This is a genomic window from Leptothrix toolikensis (SeqCode), from assembly GCF_057922285.1.
Genome location: NZ_JBYSVC010000108.1, coordinates 1 through 7,054 on the forward strand (window position 1 = coordinate 1; position 7,054 = coordinate 7,054).

Annotated in this window: 10 protein-coding genes and 1 pseudogene; 3 read left to right on the plus strand and 8 right to left on the minus strand. The window is 62.1% G+C overall.

What is annotated here, in order from left to right:
- On the minus strand, nucleotides 1–328 hold a 328-nt coding region (locus tag AC3VI7_RS11705; RefSeq protein WP_489671549.1), incomplete at its 3' end, for a YaaA family protein.
- Between the two features lie 39 nt (nucleotides 329–367).
- On the opposite strand from AC3VI7_RS11705, the gene AC3VI7_RS11710 reads away from it, so the two are divergent.
- On the plus strand, nucleotides 368–799 hold the full coding sequence (locus AC3VI7_RS11710; RefSeq protein WP_489667960.1) for a YchJ family protein: 432 nt from the start codon (nucleotides 368–370) through the stop codon (nucleotides 797–799).
- Nucleotides 800–815: 16 nt separating this feature from the next.
- On the opposite strand, the gene AC3VI7_RS11715 is transcribed toward AC3VI7_RS11710, so the two are convergent.
- The 5 genes and pseudogenes from AC3VI7_RS11715 to AC3VI7_RS11735 form a co-directional block, all read right to left on the minus strand.
- On the minus strand, nucleotides 816–1,238 hold the full coding sequence (locus tag AC3VI7_RS11715) for a DUF4124 domain-containing protein (RefSeq protein WP_489667959.1): 423 nt from the start codon (nucleotides 1,236–1,238) through the stop codon (nucleotides 816–818).
- A gap of 106 nt (nucleotides 1,239–1,344) precedes the next feature.
- Nucleotides 1,345–1,746: a hypothetical protein gene (locus tag AC3VI7_RS11720; protein WP_489668006.1), complete on the minus strand. Its 402-nt coding sequence runs from the start codon at nucleotides 1,744–1,746 to the stop codon at nucleotides 1,345–1,347.
- Nucleotides 1,747–1,776: 30 nt separating this feature from the next.
- Nucleotides 1,777–1,944, minus strand: a pseudogene (locus tag AC3VI7_RS11725) (DUF4256 domain-containing protein); the annotation flags it as partial.
- Complete coding sequence (locus AC3VI7_RS11730; RefSeq protein ID WP_489667958.1) at nucleotides 1,919–2,431, minus strand: hypothetical protein; 513 nt, start codon at nucleotides 2,429–2,431, stop codon at nucleotides 1,919–1,921. The pseudogene AC3VI7_RS11725 and the gene AC3VI7_RS11730, both read right to left, overlap by 26 nt.
- A 1-nt stretch (nucleotide 2,432) precedes the next feature.
- Nucleotides 2,433–3,182 carry a glycosyltransferase family 2 protein gene (locus tag AC3VI7_RS11735; protein ID WP_489667957.1) on the minus strand — a complete coding sequence of 250 codons (750 nt, stop codon included), beginning with the start codon at nucleotides 3,180–3,182 and terminating at the stop codon, nucleotides 2,433–2,435.
- A 104-nt stretch (nucleotides 3,183–3,286) separates the two neighbouring features.
- Here AC3VI7_RS11735 and sbcB point away from each other — a divergent pair, with 104 nt between their 5' ends.
- Nucleotides 3,287–4,795 (plus strand): exodeoxyribonuclease I, encoded by a 1,509-nt coding sequence (gene sbcB, locus AC3VI7_RS11740; RefSeq protein ID WP_489668003.1) that lies wholly within the window; start codon nucleotides 3,287–3,289, stop codon nucleotides 4,793–4,795.
- A 19-nt stretch (nucleotides 4,796–4,814) separates the two neighbouring features.
- Here sbcB and AC3VI7_RS11745 read toward each other — a convergent pair whose 3' ends face one another.
- Nucleotides 4,815–5,576, minus strand: a complete 762-nt coding sequence (locus AC3VI7_RS11745; RefSeq protein ID WP_489667956.1) for an oxygen-binding di-iron domain-containing protein — start codon at nucleotides 5,574–5,576, stop codon at nucleotides 4,815–4,817.
- Nucleotides 5,577–5,624: 48 nt separating this feature from the next.
- Nucleotides 5,625–6,617, minus strand: a complete 993-nt coding sequence (gene miaA, locus AC3VI7_RS11750; protein WP_489667955.1) for a tRNA (adenosine(37)-N6)-dimethylallyltransferase MiaA — start codon at nucleotides 6,615–6,617, stop codon at nucleotides 5,625–5,627.
- A 71-nt stretch (nucleotides 6,618–6,688) separates the two neighbouring features.
- On the opposite strand from miaA, the gene AC3VI7_RS11755 reads away from it, so the two are divergent.
- Nucleotides 6,689–7,054: PA2779 family protein (locus AC3VI7_RS11755; RefSeq protein ID WP_489671550.1), on the plus strand; the 366-nt coding region annotated here is incomplete at its 3' end.

The following is a 7,054-nucleotide window of genomic DNA, read 5'->3' on the forward strand; positions in this document are numbered from 1 at the left end:
GGATCAGCAAGTGTTGCTGCGTCCAAGCCAAATCCTCGGCGCTGAGGCTGCGCGCTTGCAGGCCGTCATAGACATCGCCGTTGAAGGCCAGCACGGCGGGCTTGCTGTTGTTCGGGGTCGCCCTGGGTCGCCACAGGGCGTAGCGTGCCACGTTGAGCTGCGCCAGCGCTTCTGACACATCCATCAACTCAGCCAGTTGCGCCGGGGTGTACGGCCGCAGCAGCTCCATCAGCGCCGCAGCCTCGTGGCTGTAAGCCGGCTTGGTGGCGTGGACCGCCGTGGGGGTCTCGAAATCAAGCGATTTGGCAGGCGAAAGCAGAAATAGCATGGGGCGGGATGATAGCGGCGGCCCCCGATAATTGGGCCCATGTCCCGAACCCCTACCTCGACCCATACCGCTTCTTCTGCTCTCGCCGCCAAGGACGCCTGCCCTTGTGGCAGTGCTGCGGCTTATGCCGACTGCTGCGGGCGCTATCACCAAGGGCCGCTGCACCTGCAAGCCCCTGACGCCGCCAGCCTGATGCGCTCGCGTTACAGCGCCTACGTGCTCGGTTTGCTCGACTACGTGCGGGCCACGTGGCACCCCGACACCTGCCCCGCTGATCTCACGCCCAACGAACCCGGTTTGCGTTGGCTCGGCCTCGAAGTCCGCCGCCACCACATCGACGATGCCGACCACGCCAGCGTCGAATTTGTCGCCCGCAACAAACTCAGCGGCCGTGCTTTTCGCCTGCATGAAACCAGCCGCTTTGTGCGCCTCGAAGGCCGCTGGGTTTATGTGGATGGGGATGTAGGCTGAATGATTCAGCTCAGTTTTACTGACACTTCTGCTGTATTTGATGCTTGATATCTTCCAATAAGTCGAGTTTTGCTCGGCCTACGACGACAAGGACAGCACCATCGCCGTCAGGGATGGGAATGCTGTACGGTCCAGGAAGATTCAGTTGGGTCCGTTGGGCGAATAACAGACTGCACTCAGCTTTTCGTTTTTTACGTTCAACCGCCTCGATTTCTTTTTTCTGGCGTTGTTCTTCGAGAAACTGCTGTCGCTTCTCTATCGCTGCCGCCTTTTCTTCAGGAGAAACCGTTTTGATCGTGATGTTCTGCGACTTGTTTCCGGATGCAGGTACATCAGAGTAACTGACCACGCCACGTTCATCCACCGTCCTATAGACCTGCTCACCCAAAGCTGGGGACAGTGCGCCTAGACATACAAAGGGGAAAAGTACTTTGTTCATGACAGTCGCCTCATGCGAGCCATTCGCATATCTCGCAAGATGCCTGAAGACGAAGACTTCGTACATCAGGAGGGCTACTGTCGCGGCGCTGTATGAACTCCAGTCTCTACCAAGCCAGCGCACACGTTGAGGCTGTGCAAGTGAGGGTGGGCAGGGCTGTGATGCAGGCGCAGGTGTTGACCCAACCACCGAGAACTCTGGCTTGCTGGGCGAGGGTTTGTTGCGCGGCAGCGGCGGCACTCGCAGCACTGGCGGAGGGCGCGGCCAAGGAGTAAGCCAGATAAGACGGGCATGAACAGACCCCCGACGGCGGTACAAAAAACAGGGCGTCGCACTGCGCAGCCGTGGTGCAAGGCGTAGGTGATGCCCATCCCCGTGCTTCGGCTTCTTTGGCATTGGCTGCCGCTGCCGCTTGCTGATACGTGGCATGTGGGTTCGATGACGAACCACCGCCGCATCCGGCGGCCAAAGCCAAGCATGAAAGGGCGATAAACCGAAGCAAGTTCATGCGGGCTCTCCAAGGCAGTGTGTGCAGCCAACTCGATGTTTTGGCGTCACAAGGACCGAGCTTTTGCAGGTGTCGATATTGAGGCTCCGTCAGCAGCTCGATCCCCATGGCTGCGGTCATGTCGATGGCGGTGTTTGCGGGCGCATGTTCTTTTCTTGCCTCCAGCCCGGCGCTACTGCTGGCAATTTTGCCCGGCACTCAAGCCTTTGAGGAACGTTCTGCGCGCCGTGCCTGCGGCCACGGCCTCGACCGCTTTTTTCGCCGCTGCCTCAGCGCCTGAGAGTTTGCGAATCCACGTCCGAAAAGGCAGCACGCCCTCGGCCGAGCGCTGCACCGCCGCAATGGCTGCGTCCTCGGTGGCCGCTGTGCCGCGCTCCACCAAACTCATCCCCAAACGCGCATGCGCGGCTGAGGCCGACGATTCCGCCGGTGGCGGCGCATCCACATCCGGCGGCAACACCGCATTCAACGCCGCAATTTGTGCCTTGATCTCGGCACACCCGCGTGCCTGTGGCACCCCATAAATGGGCTCTTCCATCGCCGCTTTCAATACCACCGGAATCGCATCACCCACCATATTCAAATCACTCAACGGCGTCACCGCCGCACTCCCCAACCTCGATTGCTGCGTCGTCGAGCAGGCGGCGAGGAGAAGGGGGAAAAGGATGAACAACAGGCGGGGCATCTCAGCGCTGTTGGGTCAGCTTGTGCAGCTTGTTGTACTTCAGATACGTGGCGTGGGCGGAGATGCGGGCGATGTGCCAGCCGGCGGAGCCGTCGAGGAAGCCGAGGCGAAAGAGGTAGTCGGAGAGGAAGCGGGCGGCGGGGCTTAGGAAGCGTTTGGTGAGGCTGGCTTTTTTGCCGCGTGCGTGCAGTTCTTGGGCCGAGAGGGTGGTGAAGCGTTGGGTTTGGGCGCGGTGTTCGTCGAGCGTGTAGTACGAGTAGTGCAGGCAGTGGCCCGGCAACAGCTCGGCGCTGCGGCGGTCCACGCCGATCAGGTCTTCGTGGATCAGGCCTTCCCAGCGCGCTTGGCGGCGGTCAAAAAGGCGCACCTTGTGGTCGGGGTACCAGCCGCCGTGGCGCACAAAGTGGCCGCAGTAGTTGGTCATGCGGTTGATGCGCGCCGGGGTGGGCGTGGGGCGGGCTTTCCAGGCCAAGACGGCTTGGCGCAGCGGCTCATCCAAGGCTTCGTCGGCGTCGAGGCTCAAGATCCAGTCGTGCTCGGCTTGGGCGTTGGCCAAGTTCTTCTGCGCCGAATAGCCCAACCACGGCTGCGCAACCACCCGCGCGCCGTAGCGGGCGCAGAGGGTGAGGGTGGTGTCGGTCGAGCCGGAATCCACCACCACGATCTCATCGGCCACCCCTTGGAGCGAGCGCAGGCAGCGTTCGATGTTGCGTTCTTCGTTGAGGGTGATGATGGTGGCAGAGAGCTTCATGGGCGCGCTTGGGGTCGGGGACAGACAAGGGTGGCAGGACGGCTAATTATCGACGGGACGGATAATCGCCCGCATTCACACAGTTCCACCTTGGGAGTTCTGCTCTGAGCACCAGCACCACCTTCTTCTGGCACGACTACGAAACCTTCGGCATCAACCCCCGGCGCGACGGGCCGGCGCAGTTTGCGGGCTTGCGCACCGATGCCGAATTGAACGTTATCGGTGAGCCGCTGATGCTTTATTGCCAGCCGCCGCGTGACCGACTGCCAGACCCAGAGTCGTGCTTGCTGACCGGCATCACGCCGCAGCAATGCTTGACCCAAGGTGTGAATGAACAAGCCTTTGCGCAGGCCATCGTCGATGAACTGGCCGAGCCCGGCACCGTCGGCTTGGGCTACAACTCAATCCGCTTTGACGACGAGGTGACCCGGCACTTGTTCTGGCGCAACTTGATAGACCCCTATGCGCGTGAATGGCAAAACGGCTGTGGGCGCTGGGATCTGGTCGATGTGGTGCGCTGCGCCTACGCTTTGCGCCCGGAGGGCATCACGTGGCCCAAGCACGAAGACGGTCGGCCGTCCTTCAAGCTTGAGCACCTCAGCGCCGCCAACGGCTTGCTGCATGAGGCGGCGCACGACGCGCTCTCTGACGTGCATGCCACCTTGGCCTTGGCGCGGCTGATTCGCCAAAAGCAGCCCAAGCTGTTTGATTTTTGTTTGAAGCTGCGCAGCAAAGACGCGGTGGTGGCCGAGATGCACAAGGCCCAAGCGCAGGGCAAGCCGTTTTTGCACATTTCAGGCATGTACGGTGCCGAGCGCGGTTGTATCGCCGTGGTCTGGCCGCTGGCACCGCATCCCATCCACAAAAACGAAGTGATTGTTTGGGACTTGGCCGCTGACCCGAGTGAGCTGCTGGGCCTGAGCGCCGAGCAAATCCGCTTGCGGCTCTACACCAAGACCGAGGACTTGCCTGAGGGCCAAGCGCGGTTGGCGATCAAAACGATCCACATCAACAAGTCACCCGTGGTGATCAGTGCTTTGGGCACGTTGTCGGCCGCGCAGGCCGAGCGTTGGGGCGTGGATTGGGCGGCGATTGAGCGCCACAGCGCTTGGGCCACCGAGCACGCGCCAAAGCTCATGGGCCTGTGGCCGGAGGTCTTTGCCCGACCCGAAGCGGTGCAGGCTGCGCCGGTCGATGTGGACGAAGATCTCTACGGCGGCTTCTTGGGCCGCGAAGACCGGGCACGGCTGGAGCGCTGGCGGCGCTTGGGGCCTGAGGCCATGGCCGATCGGGCGCGTGAAGGGCGTGACATCGACTTCGACGATCCCCGACTGGAAGAGCTACTGTTTCGCTTTCGGGCACGCAACTTCCCGGACAGCTTGGGCGAGGCCGAGCAAGCCCGCTGGCAGCAGCACTGCGCGGCTTGGCTGCTTGAAGGTGTTGGGGCGGAAGAAGGGCGCTTGACGCTGGCGGCCTTCCAAGAGCGCATCGACACCTTGGGCGAGGCGTTGATGCTGGCCGAAGAGGAGGGCCGGCTGAGCGAAGACGCCTTAGAGCGCCAGCAAAACGTGCTGGCTGCGCTCTACGAATGGGCCGAGTTCATCGCGCCCTGAGCTTGAGACCTGAGCGATCTCAGGCCGGCATGATGTAGTCGCGCTCGCTCATCAAGTCGATGCCACAACTGAACTTGTTGGCCCAGTCAATAAATTCGCGCACGGCAGGGCCCACGATGGGTGAGCCGTGCTGCGGCACGATCATGCGGATGGGCAGCTTGTAGACCATATTGACCCAGAGCCGCAAGATCTTGTTGCTCACCATGTAGCGCCGATGGAAGGGCTCGATGCGGTGCAGGTGTGGGGCCAACGACGTGATGTACTCACGCGGGTTGCCGCCCATCGACACGCCCAGATCACCTGAAAAGAGGATGCGGCTCACCGGATCCCAAAACTGAAAGTTGCCTTCCGAATGCATGAAGTGCGCCGGCAGGGCAAAGAGTTCGCCTTCGCCCACCGGAATACGCATGCCGGGATCGGGGATCGCGATGATGCGGCCGTCGGTCTTGCCGGGTTTGCAGAAATGCGGGATGAAGCGCTCCCAGACCTTGGCGATAAACACCGGCGCGGTGGTTGCGGTCATCCAGCGATCCAGCGAGGCAATGATGTCCGGGTCCGCGTGCGAGGCGATCACGGCCGAGAGCTTGGACGGCGGGAAATGGTGCGTCACCCCCAGCAGCAGCGAGTTGTAAGCCAAGTTGCCGCCCGGGTCGATGATGGCTCCGGTGTCCCCATTGACGATGAGGAACTGATTGCTCTGGACCGCTTCTGTGCCGTCCAGATGCAGGTCGCAAAACATCAGGCGCTTGAAACCATCTTTGTTATAGAGCTCGATCGGCATCGGTTCTTTCCCTTGGTCTTCGCTGCTGCAAGGCTTAAGGCGGGCACTCTAACAGGCTTGATGGATTTGACGGCTTGAGGCCCATGCTTGGACGTGATCGAGCACGCGCTGGATGGGATCTGGGCCGTCGGCGGCAAGGATTTGTCGCTGGGGGGTGCTGCGCAGCCAAGTCAGTTGGCGCTTGGCCAACTGACGCGTGGCCGCAACCACTTGCTCCTGCCACTGGGTGGGACTGATCTCGCCATCAAGCATTGCCCACGTCTGGCGATAGCCCACGCAGCGCATCGAAGGCAGGTCCAGATGCAAGTCGCCGCGTGCGCGCAAAGCCCGCACTTCGTCGATCAAACCGGCCTCGCGCATGACCTCAAAACGCTGTTGCACCCGGGCGTGCAGCCAAGCGCGGTTCTCGGGCTCCAACGACAACCACAACACCTTGGGGTCGGGGATCGGGGCGGCCTCTTGGTGGCGGCGATGCAAGGACGACAAGGGCTGGCCGCTGATCTGCCAGACCTCCAAGGCACGCTGGATGCGCTGGGCGTCGTTGGGCGCAAGGCGGGCAGCGGTGATCGGGTCGATGCGCGCCAATTCAGCGTGCAGCGCGGGCCAACCCAGGGCCGCAGCGCGTTGATCAAGGTCGGCTCGAAGGGCCGAATCGGCTGCGGGCAGGGGGTCGATGCCTTCCAAGAGCGCTTTGAGGTAGAGCATGGTGCCGCCGACCAACACCGGCAGTGCGCCTCGGGCGTGGATGGCAGCGATCAGGCTGGCGGCGTCGCTCGCAAAGTCGGCGGCTGAATAGCTTTGGAGCGGATCACGAATGTCGATCAGGTGGTGCGGGACTTCAGCTTGCTCGGCATGGTTGGGTTTGGCGGTACCGATATCCATGCCGCGATAGACCAGAGCCGAGTCCACGCTGATCAGCTCCACAGGCTGATTTTTTGATGCGAAATCACGGGCGATGGCCAAAGCGGCGGCGGTTTTGCCGCTGGCGGTCGGGCCGGTCAAGATGAGGCAGGGCAGGGTGTGAGAGGAAGCAAGAGGCATGACGAGGGGGCATGGCGGCGTTAAAGTGCCGGTCCTGCGTTGATTGTTTCTTATTTTCAGGAGCTTCCTTGATGAAAACGACCCTTGGTACCCGTTCGCGGGCGTTGGTGATGATGTTGGCAGTCTGTGTTTCTGGCATGGGCATGATGCAAAGCGCTCAAGCGACGGTGATCAGCGCCGAAGCCGTGGCCCAAGTGAGCGCAGCGGCGACCCCAACCGCTGCCCATACCCGCGCCTTGGCGGCGCTGGAGCGCGACGATGTGGCCCAAGCTTTGGCCGAACGTGGTGTCGATCTGGGCCAAGCCAAGGCCCGGGTGCTGGCGCTGACCGACGCTGAAGCGCTCGATCTGGCCACGCGCATCGACAGCGCCCCGGCTGGCGGCGACATCCTCGGCACGATCGTGTTTCTGTTCGTGCTCTTGCTGGTGACCGATATC